The sequence below is a fragment of the Litoreibacter sp. JB4-2 genome (assembly GCF_055693445.1).
The window spans coordinates 741,891-755,265 of sequence record NZ_CM146334.1; the positions used below are offsets into that span (position 1 = coordinate 741,891).

Below are 13,375 nucleotides of genomic sequence, written 5' to 3' on the forward strand. Positions count from 1 at the left end.
TTAGAAACAGGCAAAGACATGGGCATGACACGCGGGTTCCAAAAGGCATTTATTGGCGCAGCCGCCTGGCTGGTGTTGTCGACATCAGTGCTGGCGCAGGGATTGTTTGAATCGGTCATCACCGTGAATGACGCTGTGATCACCCGATATGAGCTGGACCAGCGCACCCGGTTTTTGACCCTGCTTCGCGTCCCCGGCGACCCGGCTGAGGAGGCCCGCACAGCACTGATCGAAGACAAGCTGCGCCTTGCAGAAGCGCGCCGCGCTGGTATCACCGTGACCGACGAAGAGGTGCAGGCCGGAATGGAAGAATTCGCCCAGCGCGCCAACCTGAGCGCTGAGCAGTTTATTGCTGCAATCGCGCAGGCGGGCGTGTCGGCAGAAACATTTCGCGACTTTGTGTCATCGGGCGTGGCCTGGCGCAACTATGTGCGTGGCCGGTTTGGCCCACGCGCGCAGGTGAGCGACGCCGAGATTGACCGCGCGCAATCGCAAAGATCGCAAGGCAGTGGCGGTGTGCGGCTGCTTTTGTCCGAGATCATCGTGCCCGCGCAAGGCCCGGACGCGGAGGCGAACCGCGCCTTGATCCAGCGCCTTTCGGATACGCTAAGCACTGAAGGCGCCTTTTCGGCAGCCGCGCGTCGGCATTCAGCCGCTGCTACGCGCAATCGTGGCGGGCGTCTGGAGTGGCTTCCAATTGGTCAGGTGCCCCCTGTTTTGCGTGCCGCCGTTTTGGTGCTGGAGCCAGGTCAAGTGACCGACCCGATCCCCCTTGGGCCCGGCATTGGCATTTTTCAGCTGCGCGCTTTGGAGGAAACCGATGCCGAGACGCCCGATACGTTGGCCCTTGAATATGCCAGCATTTTGATCCCAGGCGGGAGCAGTGACGCCGCGCGCGCAACCGCGCAGGGCTATGCGGACCGCTATGACACCTGCGACGACCTGTACAAACCGGCGCAATCCTTGCCGCCAGAGTATTTTGAGCGCGTCACCTTGGCGGCGGCTGATGTACCGGCGGATATCGCGCTAGAACTGGCCAAGCTGGATTCCAACGAGGTCTCAAGCAGCCTAACGCGCCAAGACGGCGCATTTTTGATGTTCTTGATGTTGTGCGGGCGCACGGTTGACGCAGGACCCGCCCCCGAGCCGCAGTTGGATGAAGATGGCGAGCCCCTGCCGGTTGTCGATGAGCGCGACCAAATTCGTCAGCAATTGTTCAATCAGCGTCTGGCCTCTTATGCCGACAGCTTTTTGGAAGAGCTGCGCGCCGACGCGATCATCACCGAAAGCCCATGACCCCAATTTGCCTGACCTGCGGCGAACCCGCCGGGGTGGGTTTGGAGATCGCGCAAAAGGCCTGGGATACGCTGGGGCAAACGGTTCCGTTTTTCCTGCTTGGCGACCCGCGCCATGTGAGCGGCGAGACGCAACTGATCGACACTCCAGATCAGATTGACCCTGCCGGCCCGCTTCCGGTTTTACCGCATGCTTTTGCGGGCGACGCCCTGCCCGGCCAGCCTGACACGCGCAACGCGCAAGGCGTCATTGACGTCATCGCAAAGGGTGTTGAGCTGGTAAAGGCGGGCAAGTCGAGCGCGCTTTGCACTTTGCCCATTCACAAGAAGGCGCTGAAAGACGGCGCGGATTTTGCCTATCCGGGTCATACGGAATATCTGGCCGCATTGGATGGTAAGGCCCAGGTTGTCATGATGCTTGCCTGCGCCGAGCTGCGTGTTGTGCCTGTCACCATTCACATCGCGCTGAGTGACGTGCCAAAGGCGCTGACGCCCACACTTTTGACAGAGACACTGCAGATCACGGAGGCCGCGTTGCGTCGCGATTTCGGCATTGATCACCCGCGCCTATCTGTTTGTGGGCTCAATCCACATGCCGGTGAGGGTGGTACGATGGGGCAAGAGGAGCTGGACTGGATCGCAAGCTGCCTGACCGGTCTTCGCGAGAGCGGAATGGATGTGACCGGGCCATGGCCTGCCGACACGATGTTTCATTCCGCTGCGCGCGCGGGATATGACGTGGCTGTCGCGATGTATCATGACCAAGCCCTGATCCCGATCAAGACCATTGATTTTGCGGGCGGCGTGAACGTGACACTGGGCTTGGATTTTGTGCGCACCTCGCCCGATCATGGCACCGCGTTTAACATTGCGGGGCATGGGATCGCGGATCCGACCTCAACCATCGCGGCGCTAAAACTGGCGTGGGACATGGCATCCGCCCGCAGCGCCGTTTGAGTATTTTTAACCAAATGGAGACAGCATGGCGCAGATAGACGGGTTGCCCCCCTTGTCGGACGTGATCCGCGCGCATCAGCTGTCGGCCAAGAAGTCGCTCGGGCAGAACTTTTTGCTGGACCTGAACCTCACAGCAAAGATCGCGCGCCAGGCGGGCGATTTGAGCGGCTGCGACGTGTTGGAAGTGGGACCCGGCCCCGGCGGGCTGACGCGCGGGCTTTTGGCCGAAGGCGCGCGGCGCGTGCTGGCGATTGAGAAAGACCCGCGCTGCCTGCCCGCGCTTGAACAGATCGCCGCCGCCTACCCCGGCCAGCTAGACGTCATCCAGGGCGACGCGTTGGAGGTGGACCCGTTGGTGCATCTGACGGCTCCCATACGGGTTGCGGCGAACCTACCCTATAATGTTGGGACGGAACTTTTGGTGCGATGGTTGACGCCGCCCAGCTGGCCGCCGTTCTGGCAGAGCCTGACACTGATGTTTCAGCGTGAAGTGGCAGAACGGGTCGTGGCGCAACCGGGCGGCAAAGCGTATGGGCGGCTGGCTCTGCTGGCGCAGTGGCGCAGCACGCCGAAAATTGTGATGGAGCTGGCGCCGGAGGCTTTTGTCCCTGCGCCAAAGGTACGGTCCGCAGTGGTGCATCTGGAAGCGCTTGCCGCGCCCCGCTTTGATGCGGAGGCGGGCGTGTTAAATCGCGTTGTGGCCGCCGCGTTCAACCAACGCCGCAAGATGCTGCGCGCCGCATTGAAAGGCGTGGCCCCCGACATTGAGGACCGGCTTTTGGCGGCTGGAATAGCCCCAACTGAACGTGCGGAACAGGTGTCGTTGGAAGCGTTTTGCGCGCTCGCCCGTGAGGTCGCGCGCAGCTGAATTTTTGGTCTTATTCGGCGGCGGGTTGATCGCCTGCGGGCGCATCGTCCGTCGCCGCTTTCTTGGGTTTGCGCGGTTTGCGCGCCGGTTTTGGGGCGGCTTCAACTGTTTCCACCAACCCACTTTCGGCCTCATCCGCGCTGCCCAGATCAATCACGTCAGGCTGATCACCGGCGCCCAATACACGCTCAAGCCCTTCACGATTGCCTTCTTGCTCACGCGGTTTGCGGGAGCGGCGTGGCTTGTCTTGCTGCGGCTGTTCGGGCGCCGCTACGTCGCCGCTTTGCATGGATTGCTGCTTTTCGAGACGTTCTTCGCGTTCGCGTTGTTGGCGTTCGCGGTTTTGGGCTTGTTGGGCCTCATGCGCTTCGCGTTTGGCTTCTTGTTCTTTCAAAGCCTCCGCCAGCATGCGGGCGTAATGCTCTGCGTGTTGCTGAAAGTTTTCAGCCGAAACACGGTCACCTGCCAGCTGGGCATCGCGGTGAAGCTGCTGATATTTCTCAATAATTTGCTGCGGCGTACCGCGCACCTTGCCTTCGGGCCCCGAGCTGTCAAAAACGCGGTTTACGATATTGCCCGAGGGACGATTGTTGTTGTTGCGGTTCTTACCGCGCGAACGGGATTTCTGTGATCTCATTTTGAAAGTATTCCAGCCTTATCTAGTCAGGTCGGCTTTTCGATCTTTTCCGCTTCCAAACGCGGCGTCCCAGCGACGCAAGATCGAGACCTTATTTTTGGCTTAGGTGTAAGGGGCGCCAAGGCACCGTCGTCTTACACCCTTAACAAACAACGCGCAGGCCCAGTTTGCAAGCCGATCTCGACAAGACCACGTTAATTTTCAGCCTATTTTCGCTGAAACAACGCGCGGGGTGTCGTTGAGGTCACGAATGAGCTGGATATTGTGCCAACCAGCGTCGCGCAGGATGGTCGGCACCGTCTCGCCCTGATCAAATCCAATCTCAACCATGAGCTGCCCGCCTGCATTCAGGTAAGAGGCCGCCTGCGCCGCGATGATGCGGTAGGCGCCCAGCCCGTCATCGCCGTGTGTGAGGGCGATTTTGGGCTCATAGTCTCGCACTTCGGGTTGGAGATCTGCAAATGCCGCTTCCGTAATATAGGGCGGGTTGGACACGATCAGATCAAATGTTCCGGTGACCGCTTCGAACCAATCGCTTTGCTGAAACTGCACGCGGTCGGACAGGCCGATTGCATCTGCATTGCGCCGCGCCACGTCGAGGGCCTTGGGTGACAGATCGACACCGACCCCTGTTGTGCCGGGGCACGCCGCGATGAGTGACAACAGGATGCAGCCCGAACCTGTGCCAAGATCGAGAACCGTGTTGAACCCGGTGTAGCGCGCGGTGTCGACAAGGGTTTCAGTATCGGGGCGCGGGTCGAGCACGTCTGAGGTGACGATGAATTCATGCTCGTAGAACGCGCGGCGGCCTGTGATGTGCGAGACAGGTTCGCGCTGGGCACGGCGTTGCACCATGCGCGCGAAATCTGCGGCAACATCATCGGGCATGTCATCAAGGGCATGCGATTTGCCTTTAGCGGCTGCGTCAAGCAAAGCGGAGGCGTCGATTTGTGGCGTGGGCACGCCCGCCAGTTCTAAGCGGCGAACCGCATCGCGCAAAGCTGCGCGGACGTCCTGGCTCACAGCCCCTCATCCGCCAGCAGCTGCGCCTGCGCGTCGGCGGTGAGCGCGTCGATGATCTCATCAAGGTCGCCCTGCATGACCTGATCGAGCTTGTAGAGCGTCAGATTGATCCGGTGATCGGACATGCGGCCTTGCGGGAAATTATAGGTGCGGATGCGTTCGGAGCGGTCGCCGGAGCCGACTTGTGCCTTGCGATCGGCAGATCGCGCGTCGTCGATCTTTTGGCGTTCCAAATCATAAAGTCGCGCGCGGAGTACCTGCATCGCAATCTCGCGGTTACGGTGCTGCGATTTCTCAGAACTGACGACGATGATACCCGTTGGGATATGGGTGATCCGGACTGCCGAGTCCGTTGTGTTGACGTGCTGCCCCCCGGCGCCCGAAGCGCGCATGGTGTCGATGCGGATATCCGTGGCGGGGATGTCGATATCGACGTCTTCGGCCTCCGGCAGCACGGCAACGGTGGCGGCAGAGGTGTGGATTCGTCCGCCACTTTCGGTGACGGGGACGCGTTGAACACGGTGCACACCGCTTTCATATTTGAGGCGCGCAAACACCCCCTGCCCTTTGACATGGGCCGTGACTTCCTTGATGCCGCCAAGCTCACTTTCCGCCATCTCGATGATGTCAAAGCTCCAGCCTTTATCCTCGGCGTAGCGGCGATACATGTTAAGCAGGTCGCCCGCAAACAGCGCGGCTTCATCGCCGCCGGTGCCGGGGCGGATTTCGATCATGGCGGGTTTGGCGTCGGCGGCGTCTTTGGGCAACAATGAGATGCGGATAGACGCCTCTGCCTCAGGCAATTGCGCGCGCAGCTCCGCCAGCTCTTCTTCTGCAAGCTCTTTCATTTCCGGGTCGGCGAGCATGGCTTCGGCGTTTTCGATCCCGTCGAGGATCGCGCGGAAGGCTGCGACCTCTTCGGCCACGGGCTTAAGTTCCGCGTATTCGCGGCTGATTGCCGCGATGTCGTCGGTTTCGCCTGAGGCAAGCTTGGCCTCAAGGAATTCAAATCGCTGCGTAATCTGCGCCAGTTTATCGAGTGCTACCATGCGCCCCGTGCTGCCCGATTGGCAGGGGGGCGTCAACTATGCTAATCTTTGCGAATGCGGAAATTAACGCTCATAGGGGCGCTGGTCTGCGCCGCATTGACCACGCAATCCGTGGCACAAGCGCGTAAAACGGTGGAGTGCTATTGCACCGACGCAAGCGGTAGCCGCGTCGAGCTGGGCGAAACACGCTGCATGACCGTTGGCGGGCGCGTGTTTATTGCGCGCTGCGAGATGTCGTTGAATGTGCCGATGTGGCGCGAACAGCCCGGCGGTTGTTCGATGTCCTAAAGCGCGTCTAGCCAGGCCTCGACCCGGGCCTTGTTGACCCCGAAATCGGCATATCCGTAGCGCTGCCGGGAGAATATGCTGAACGTCGCGCCACCATCGACCGGTTTGACTTTGACAGAAGCAATATCGGGGAACCCCCATATTTTCGTACGCGTTACATATGTGGCCCAGCCGTCGTCGAGACGTCCTTCGAGCCGCGTGGTGCCGGGCGTTGCGAGGATCACGGCCTCCAGTCGCGCCGCCAGATCAGCCTGCGACATGTTATAGGTGATGGGCGCGATATCCCCGCCGTCGCGCAGCATGACATGGCCGGGGTTTGACGGCCGCTCAACAGTGTCGGGATCGACATGCAGCACCGCCCCATCGAGCGGGTTCAACCGCACATAGGCTGCCAAGGCGATGACAGCCAGAAGCAGCACTGTCAGAATGATTTTGAGCACAAACACGGCTGCTATTCCGCCGCGACGGCATCTTCCGCGTCCAGTTCGGCGGCGCGTTGTTCGACAAGGCCCACGATATGATCGACCATACCTTCATTGCTTTGTTTGTGGTCTTGCTTGCCCGCCATGTAGATCATGCCCGACCCAGCACCCCCGCCGGTGAAACCGACATCGGTCATCAGCGCCTCGCCGGGGCCATTGACCACGCAGCCAATGATGCTGAGTGACATGGGCGTTTTGATATGTTCGAGCCGCTTTTCCAGCTCCGCCACGGTGGCGATTACGTCAAAGCCTTGCCGCGCGCAGGACGGGCAGGAAATGATATTCACGCCGCGATGCCGCAGGCCGAGCGATTTGAGGATTTCGTAGCCGACTTTGACCTCTTCGACCGGATCGGCGGATAGCGAGACGCGGATCGTATCGCCAATGCCCATCCAAAGCAGGTTGCCAAGGCCTATGGCGGATTTGATCGTGCCGGAAACCAGCCCACCGGCTTCGGTGATGCCAAGGTGAATGGGCGCGTCGGTTTGTTCGGCCAGCCCCTGATAGGCGGCGGCGGCCATGAACACGTCGGAGGCTTTGCAGCTGATTTTATATTCGTGGAAGTCGTTGTCTTCGAGGATCCGGATATGGTCGAGCCCGCTTTCAATCATCGCATCCGGGCAAGGTTCGCCGTATTTTTCAAGCAGATGCTTTTCGAGCGAGCCCGCATTGACCCCGATGCGGATCGAACAGCTATGGTCGCGGGCGGCTTTGATCACCTCTTTGACGCGGGCCTCATCGCCGATATTGCCGGGGTTGATCCGCAGGCAGGCGGCACCGGCTTCCGCGGCCTCGATGCCGCGTTTGTAGTGGAAATGAATGTCGGCGACGATCGGGACCGGGCTTTCGGGGACGATCTCTTTCAGGGCTTTCGAGGACGCTTCATCAGGGACCGAGATGCGGATGATATCGGCACCCGCCTCGGCGCAGGCCTGCACCTGTTCGATTGTAGCTTTGACATCCGAAGTGATCGTGTTGGTCATGGTCTGCACGGTGATCGGGGCGTCCCCGCCCACGGGCACGTTGCCGACCATGATTTTGCGGGATGTGCGCCGGTCGATCTGGCGCCAGGGTCGAATTGAATGCAGGGACATAGGTGTTCCGCCTCAGGACAGGTATCTGTCACAGAATATAGACAGCTGACGCCTTGGCGCAATCGAAAGCGGTTGAATTATTGCGTGATTGGCGCGTCTGGGTCGATCTCAACCGGGGTGTCGGCCATGGCTTTCAACGTTTCGGCGAGCACGCGTTCGGTGACATCCGCCTCGGCGTAGGTTTCGGTGATCGCATCAATACCAAGTGCCACATTCTTTGCGACAGACCCGCCAGCGCCGGCTGGACCGTAGGTCTTGCCTTTGACATTGAAAAAGACCGAGCCGGAATTGCCTGCGCGCAGCAATGGCGGCTCATCAGATTGCGGCAGCACATATTGCTCGCCCGCATCGAGGATTTTCTCAAACAGGACGGTGCCGTCGGAGGATGCGACCCGGACCCAGGCAGGGCGCACCGCGAAAAGGACGACATCAGGGCTGTTGTCTTCCAGAACCTGCGGCGGCAGCGGCGGCGGTTCAAATGCGGCTTCGGCAATCTCGACCTCCGCTTCAAAGGCGGCAACTGCGTCGACAAGGGCGCCGTTTGTGCGCGGGTCGAGTGCTGCGATTGGCCCGTCGCGTGCGGTCAAGACCGGCGCTTCAAGCACTTGGGGGCGGTATAGCCTGTCCAACGCATCGGGGGTCGGCGTCGCGAAGCCGGGTGTGTCAAGCTGTTCGCCGCCCAAACTGGGGGCTGTTTGCAAGCCCGCCACTTCGGTGACAGCGCCTGCGGATTGTTCGACCGGCGCGAAATCGACGCGCTGAATTTCTTGCAAGACGGTCCAACCGCCAAAGCCCAGCGCGGATATCAGGCCGAGCATCACAATTGTTGAGCCTACGGCACCGGGTTCAATGCGCGAAAACACGCCCTCGCCGACAGGAGCATAGGGTGCAACCGGCTTGATGATCGGGTCTTCGCGCGTGGCGCGGGATTTGGCCTGGGCAGGTTTGGCTTTGTTGGTTGTGGCCGTGGCGCCGGACAGCCCTTCAACGCCGCTGAAACCAGATTCCTCGCAGAACCGATTATAGGCCCATTCGGGATCGAGCCCTAGAAAGCGAGCATAGGAGCGCACATACCCTGCGATGAAGCCAGGCGTTTCAAAAACAGACGGGTCTGCGTTTTCGACGGCCGCAATGTAATTTGCTTTGATTTTAAGTTCGCGCTGCACATCCAGGAGCGATTTGCCCATGGTGGCGCGCTCGCCGCGCATCAGATCGCCAAGCTTCACATCGTAATCGTCGAAGCCACGCTTTACGTGCTCCTCATCCGATTCAGATTGTGACTTTCGCCCCATCATCAGCGCCCGCCCGCCAGTCAAATTGCAGTTTTATCAGTCCCTTAAGCCTGCGATTCGTCCCCAGCCAGGCTCATTGTTTCTTGTTAACACAAAGACTGTATCCGATGCACGCAGGAAGACGTTAGCCTGCCACCTTGTCGCGATTTAGAGCACAATGGGACCATAATGTGTCCAATGCGGAAACAAGCGCATCAACTTTAGCAGGTGTGTGAACGGGCGACGGGGTGAAGCGCAACCGTTCTGTGCCGCGTGGGACGGTTGGGAAATTGATCGGCTGCACATAGATGCCGTGGTCTTCGAGCAGCATGTCGGAGATCATTTTGCATTTGACCGGGTCGCCGACATGGACCGGCACGATATGGCTGCCATGATCAATCAAGGGCAGCCCCAAGCCTTTGAGGCGCAATTTCAACGTCGCCGCGCATTGCTGGTGTTGTACGCGCAGCGGCGTGTCTTCTTTCAGGTGGCGGATGCTGGCGGCGGCGCCAGCGGCCACCGCGGGCGGCAGCGACGTGGTGAAGATGAAACCCGGCGCGTAGGAACGGATCGCGTCGCACATTTTGGCCGATGCCGCGATATAGCCGCCCATTACGCCGTAGGCTTTCGCCAATGTGCCGTTGATGATGTCGAGCCGGTCGAGCAATTTATCGCGCTCTGCGATTCCGCCGCCGCGCGGGCCGTACATTCCGACCGCATGGACCTCATCTATATAAGTGAGCGCGCCGAATTCATCGGCCAGGTCGCAAATCGCTTCAATCGGGCCGAAATCGCCATCCATGGAATACAGGCTTTCAAAGGCGATCAGCTTGGGGGCATTGGCGGGCAACGCGGCCAGTTTTTGGCGCAGATCGTCCAGGTCATTGTGCTTAAAGACCAGTTTGGCGCCGCCGTTGCGTTTGATACCTTCAATCATCGAGGCGTGATTGAGCGCATCGGACAAGATCACCAGCCCCGGGAACAGCTTCGGCAATGTCGAAAGTGTCGCGTCATTGGCGATATAGGCGGAGGTGAACAGCAGCGCCGCTTCTTTCTGGTGAAGGTCGGCGAGTTCTGCCTCCAGGCGTTTGTGGTAGACAGTCGTGCCGGAGATGTTGCGGGTACCACCTGATCCGGCACCCGTGGCGTCTAGCGCTTCGTGCATGGCGGTCAGAACGGTGGGGTGCTGCCCCATACCCAGATAATCGTTGCCGCACCAGATCGTGACGTCTTTTTGAGCCCCATCAGCCTGCGTCCAAACCGCGTCCGGGAAATTCCCACGCGCACGTTCCACATCGATGAAGGTGCGATAACGGCCTTCTTCATGCAGGCGGTTCAGTGCAGCATCCAACGCGGCATCATAGCTCATAGGTCAGTCCCCGAAAAAATTTACGTGTTTATAAACCAGCTGCGCGGCGAAGACACAGCTACAATTTGCCACCCCAACGCGGATGTGAATGAATTATCTCGCGTAGTGTAGCACATTTTGACGCCAATCGGCTACAAATGGCTAACCGGAACGCCGCCACTGCGGGACCAAACGCGCAGAAAACATGCTGTTTTTCGGGCCATTGTCGCCGTTCCACCCGGTAGTCCCAAGTGATCACAGAGCATTGTTTCAGGCCATGTCGGGTTTGCCTTTACAGCTGCCTTAAGCTTGGTAAGTGTGGGTTAAACATAGACAATCGCGGGGGCGGATTATGTCATTGGACCAAGTATTGGCGCAGGTTGATTCTGACCTGGAAAACGCAACAAAACGTTTGTTGGAACTTCTGCGCATTCAATCAATTTCGACCGATCCGGCCTTTGCCGAGGCTTGTGACACGGCAGCGGACTGGCTGGTCAAAGACCTGACCGGTTTGGGGTTTGACGCGTCCAAACGCGCGACGCCGGGCCACCCGATGGTTGTGGCACATGGGCCGGGCGACGGCACACATGTTATGTTTTACGGCCACTATGACGTGCAGCCGGTCGATCCGCTGTCGCTTTGGACCAACCCGCCCTTTGAGCCTGCTGTTGAAGATACGGCCAAAGGCAAGGTGATCCGCGGGCGCGGCGCGTCTGACGACAAAGGCCAGCTAATGACTTTCGTTGAAGCCTGCCGCGCGTGGAAAGCGGTGCATGGCAGCCTGCCCCAAAAAGTGTCGATCTTCTTTGAGGGCGAGGAAGAGAGCGGCTCTCCCTCACTGGTGTCTTTCATGGAAGCCAACCGCGAGGAGCTGACCGCCGACGTGGCGCTGATCTGCGACACCGGGCTCTTTGGCGATGACACGCCCGCTATTGTCACGCGTTTGCGCGGGCTCTTGGGTGAGGAGATCACGCTCACGGGGCCAAACAAGGACCTGCATTCGGGCATGTATGGCGGGATTGCGCGCAACCCGATCCGGGTTTTGTCGAAGATCATCGCATCGCTGCATGACCACACGGGCCGCATCATGGTGCCGGGCTTTTATGACGGTGTTGAAGAATTGCCGACAGATATTGCCAAGCAGTGGAACGATCTGGGCTTCGAGAACGCGAAATTCCTAGGCGAGGTTGGGCTTGGCTTGCCTGCTGGCGAAGACGGGCGCACCGGGTTGGAAATGATCTGGTCGCGCCCCACCTGCGAGGTGAACGGGATTTCCGGCGGCTATCAGGGCGACGGGTTCAAGACGGTGCTTCCGGCGCAAGCCTCTGCCAAGATCAGCTTCCGGCTGGTGCCGGGCCAAGACCCCTTGAAACTGCGTGAGAGCTTCCGCGCGTTTGTGCAGGACCAGCTGCCTGAGGATTGTTCGGTCTCATTCAAGGATCACGGCGCATCAGCGGCATCCGAGATGGCAACGGACCACCCGGCCTTTGAAAAGGCGCGCACAGCTTTGTCAGATGAATGGCCCAATGAGGCGGCATTTGTTGGCTGCGGCGGATCGATCCCGATTGCCGGGCATTTCAAAGAAATTCTTGGCATGGACGCGCTGTTGATTGGGTTTGGCAAGGATGATGACCAGATCCATTCGCCCAATGAAAAATACGACCTTTCGAGCTTCCACAAGGGCATCCGGTCCTGGGTGCGCGTGCTCGACGCGTTGTCGAAGTAAGTGGCCGGACGGCGCGCCTTTCTGGCGTTTGCCGGGTTGGGATTGGCTTATTGGGGCGCGCGCAGCGTGGTCCCAAGCCTGTGGGCCAGTTACGGCCCGCTGCCCGAAATGACACGCGACAGCATGCCGGATGGCTTTCGGAAGATGGCAGGCGAGGCGCAGTTTAGCGGCGGGCTTGGCAACCCGTTGATCGGGTTGGAGCCGCAGGCGACGCGCCCTGCCCCGCTGGGTAACGCAGATTTGTGCCGGGCGCTCTTTGCGCAAAGCGACGGTCGACTGACGCTGAGCTATTTTACCGATTATAACTGCCCCTATTGCAGGGTTCTGGGGCGCGACCTGAAGCTTGTCGCCGAAGAACGCGCGACGGATATACGGCTGAGCTATCACGAGTTGCCGCTCCTGGGCCCGGGTTCTGTGATTGGCGCGAAAGCAGCCCTGGCCGCGCGAAAGCAAGGGGCCTATGACGACATGCACCGGCTGCTCAACACCGGCGTCGTGCGCATCAATCAGGCCTATGTCGAGAAAATTGCAAGCGAACTTGACCTCGACCTTGGCAAGCTTCGCGCCGATATGGAGGGGCCCGGGGTGGCGCGCGCGCTTGCGACATCCCAAAGCATCGCGGATCGGTTTGCAGTGATCGGCACGCCGTTTTTGCTGATCGGGCGGACCGCGATTTACGGACGCATCAGCCCGGAGCTGCTAACCCGTCTGGCCACAGCCGAACTGGCGCGCCGCACGCCTGACACTTGCGCCTAGAGCGGCAATGCGGTGGTCGATTTGATCTCTTCCATCGACAAAAGCGCGGTCACGTTGAAGATACGCACCTCAGAGATCAACGCCTGATAGAATTCGTCATAGGCGCGCGCGTTTGTGACCCGCACTTTGAGGATATAGTCGATATCGCCTGCCAGCCGGTGCGCTTCCAGCACCTCCGGGCGCGCGTTGAGGGCTTTTAGGAAGCGGTTTTGCCAGTCGGCCTCATGCTCCGACGTGCGGACGAGCACGAAGAAACACGCCTCAAGCCCCAGCTTTTCGGCGTCTAGCACCACCGTGTCCTGTTTGATCACGCCGCGGGCGCGCATTTTCTTTATTCTGTTCCACACCGGCGTCTTGGAAGACCCTGTTTTGCGGGCAATTTCATCAAGAGATTGTGAGGCGTCGCGTTGCAGCTCTGCGAGGATATTCCTGTCCATCGCGTCCAATTGGTCTGCCATTCCCAAGATCCTTCATTTACGGAACAGGCGTTCCTATTCGCCGCCACGTCAGAACAATATTCCTTATCTTCGCGGATGGGTAGGCATTTTTAGGATTTTTTTCTATTTTATGAGCAACGCAGC

General features: G+C 59.7%; 14 protein-coding genes. 6 read left to right on the top strand and 8 right to left on the bottom strand.

Translation table 11 applies throughout. From position 1 onward, the window contains the following. The first annotated feature begins 24 nt into the window (after window positions 1–24). From ACZ1G7_RS03700 to rsmA, 3 genes are read left to right on the top strand one after another with little or no spacing between them, the layout of a single operon-like run. Entirely contained in the window at window positions 25–1,296 is a 1,272-nt protein-coding gene (locus ACZ1G7_RS03700; RefSeq protein WP_472662399.1) for a peptidylprolyl isomerase, read from the top strand. Continuing rightward, window positions 1,293–2,252: a 4-hydroxythreonine-4-phosphate dehydrogenase PdxA gene (pdxA, locus tag ACZ1G7_RS03705; RefSeq protein ID WP_472662400.1), complete on the top strand. Its 960-nt coding sequence runs from the start codon at window positions 1,293–1,295 to the stop codon at window positions 2,250–2,252. The genes ACZ1G7_RS03700 and pdxA overlap by 4 nt, the downstream gene beginning before the upstream one ends. A 25-nt stretch (window positions 2,253–2,277) precedes the next feature. Then, window positions 2,278–3,120: a 16S rRNA (adenine(1518)-N(6)/adenine(1519)-N(6))-dimethyltransferase RsmA gene (rsmA, locus tag ACZ1G7_RS03710; protein WP_472662402.1), complete on the top strand. Its 843-nt coding sequence runs from the start codon at window positions 2,278–2,280 to the stop codon at window positions 3,118–3,120. A gap of 10 nt (window positions 3,121–3,130) precedes the next feature. Here the strand turns inward: rsmA and ACZ1G7_RS03715 are convergent, their stop codons facing one another. The 3 genes from ACZ1G7_RS03715 to prfA all read right to left on the bottom strand — a co-directional run bounded on the left by ACZ1G7_RS03715 (window position 3,131) and on the right by prfA (window position 5,829). Beyond that, window positions 3,131–3,757: a DUF4167 domain-containing protein gene (locus ACZ1G7_RS03715; protein ID WP_472662404.1), complete on the bottom strand. Its 627-nt coding sequence runs from the start codon at window positions 3,755–3,757 to the stop codon at window positions 3,131–3,133. 201 nt (window positions 3,758–3,958) lie between these two features. Continuing rightward, on the bottom strand, window positions 3,959–4,780 hold the full coding sequence (gene prmC, locus ACZ1G7_RS03720; RefSeq protein WP_472662405.1) for a peptide chain release factor N(5)-glutamine methyltransferase: 822 nt from the start codon (window positions 4,778–4,780) through the stop codon (window positions 3,959–3,961). Next, complete coding sequence (gene prfA, locus ACZ1G7_RS03725) at window positions 4,777–5,829, bottom strand: peptide chain release factor 1 (RefSeq protein WP_472662407.1); 1,053 nt, start codon at window positions 5,827–5,829, stop codon at window positions 4,777–4,779. Before prfA ends, prmC begins: the two co-directional genes overlap by 4 nt. 54 nt (window positions 5,830–5,883) lie before the next feature. Here prfA and ACZ1G7_RS03730 point away from each other — a divergent pair, with 54 nt between their 5' ends. Next, window positions 5,884–6,117, top strand: a complete 234-nt coding sequence (locus tag ACZ1G7_RS03730; protein WP_472662409.1) for a hypothetical protein — start codon at window positions 5,884–5,886, stop codon at window positions 6,115–6,117. Here ACZ1G7_RS03730 and ACZ1G7_RS03735 read toward each other — a convergent pair. The 4 genes from ACZ1G7_RS03735 to hemA all read right to left on the bottom strand — a co-directional run bounded on the left by ACZ1G7_RS03735 (window position 6,114) and on the right by hemA (window position 10,333). Beyond that, window positions 6,114–6,563 (bottom strand): DUF1499 domain-containing protein, encoded by a 450-nt coding sequence (locus tag ACZ1G7_RS03735; RefSeq protein ID WP_472662411.1) that lies wholly within the window; start codon window positions 6,561–6,563, stop codon window positions 6,114–6,116. The two genes, ACZ1G7_RS03730 and ACZ1G7_RS03735, sit on opposite strands and share 4 nt — an antisense overlap. A gap of 5 nt (window positions 6,564–6,568) precedes the next feature. Continuing rightward, entirely contained in the window at window positions 6,569–7,693 is a 1,125-nt protein-coding gene (gene ispG / locus ACZ1G7_RS03740) for a flavodoxin-dependent (E)-4-hydroxy-3-methylbut-2-enyl-diphosphate synthase (protein WP_472662412.1), read from the bottom strand. Window positions 7,694–7,770: 77 nt separating this feature from the next. Further along, window positions 7,771–8,988, bottom strand: coding sequence for a helix-turn-helix domain-containing protein (locus ACZ1G7_RS03745; protein WP_472662414.1), 1,218 nt, complete (start codon window positions 8,986–8,988; stop codon window positions 7,771–7,773). Between the two features lie 121 nt (window positions 8,989–9,109). Then, the gene (gene hemA / locus ACZ1G7_RS03750) at window positions 9,110–10,333 is read right to left on the bottom strand and encodes a 5-aminolevulinate synthase (protein ID WP_472662416.1); all 1,224 of its coding nucleotides are present in this window, start codon (window positions 10,331–10,333) and stop codon (window positions 9,110–9,112) included. Window positions 10,334–10,664: 331 nt separating this feature from the next. Here hemA and ACZ1G7_RS03755 point away from each other — a divergent pair, with 331 nt between their 5' ends. Both ACZ1G7_RS03755 and ACZ1G7_RS03760 read left to right on the top strand, forming a co-directional pair. Then, entirely contained in the window at window positions 10,665–12,038 is a 1,374-nt protein-coding gene (locus tag ACZ1G7_RS03755) for a M20/M25/M40 family metallo-hydrolase (protein WP_472662418.1), read from the top strand. Beyond that, a complete protein-coding gene (locus ACZ1G7_RS03760) occupies window positions 12,039–12,794 on the top strand; it encodes a DsbA family protein (RefSeq protein ID WP_472662420.1) in 756 nt (251 codons plus the stop codon). It begins immediately after the preceding gene. Here ACZ1G7_RS03760 and ACZ1G7_RS03765 read toward each other — a convergent pair. Beyond that, window positions 12,791–13,252 (bottom strand): Lrp/AsnC family transcriptional regulator, encoded by a 462-nt coding sequence (locus tag ACZ1G7_RS03765; RefSeq protein ID WP_472662422.1) that lies wholly within the window; start codon window positions 13,250–13,252, stop codon window positions 12,791–12,793. The genes ACZ1G7_RS03760 and ACZ1G7_RS03765 overlap by 4 nt on opposite strands. Window positions 13,253–13,375 lie beyond the last annotated feature (123 nt).

What these genes read in the sequence shown, in the direction of transcription:
- hemA (WP_472662416.1), bottom strand. Translation starts at nt 10,333, where the DNA reads ATGAGCTATGATGCCGCGTTGGATGCTGCACTGAACCGCCTGCATGAA.
- ispG (WP_472662412.1), bottom strand. Translation starts at nt 7,693, where the DNA reads ATGTCCCTGCATTCAATTCGACCCTGGCGCCAGATCGACCGGCGCACA.
- prfA (WP_472662407.1), bottom strand. Translation starts at nt 5,829, where the DNA reads ATGGTAGCACTCGATAAACTGGCGCAGATTACGCAGCGATTTGAATTC.
- rsmA (WP_472662402.1), top strand. Translation starts at nt 2,278, where the DNA reads ATGGCGCAGATAGACGGGTTGCCCCCCTTGTCGGACGTGATCCGCGCG.
- ACZ1G7_RS03765 (WP_472662422.1), bottom strand. Translation starts at nt 13,252, where the DNA reads ATGGCAGACCAATTGGACGCGATGGACAGGAATATCCTCGCAGAGCTG.
- pdxA (WP_472662400.1), top strand. Translation starts at nt 1,293, where the DNA reads ATGACCCCAATTTGCCTGACCTGCGGCGAACCCGCCGGGGTGGGTTTG.
- ACZ1G7_RS03745 (WP_472662414.1), bottom strand. Translation starts at nt 8,988, where the DNA reads ATGATGGGGCGAAAGTCACAATCTGAATCGGATGAGGAGCACGTAAAG.
- ACZ1G7_RS03730 (WP_472662409.1), top strand. Translation starts at nt 5,884, where the DNA reads ATGCGGAAATTAACGCTCATAGGGGCGCTGGTCTGCGCCGCATTGACC.
- ACZ1G7_RS03755 (WP_472662418.1), top strand. Translation starts at nt 10,665, where the DNA reads ATGTCATTGGACCAAGTATTGGCGCAGGTTGATTCTGACCTGGAAAAC.
- ACZ1G7_RS03700 (WP_472662399.1), top strand. Translation starts at nt 25, where the DNA reads ATGACACGCGGGTTCCAAAAGGCATTTATTGGCGCAGCCGCCTGGCTG.
- ACZ1G7_RS03715 (WP_472662404.1), bottom strand. Translation starts at nt 3,757, where the DNA reads ATGAGATCACAGAAATCCCGTTCGCGCGGTAAGAACCGCAACAACAAC.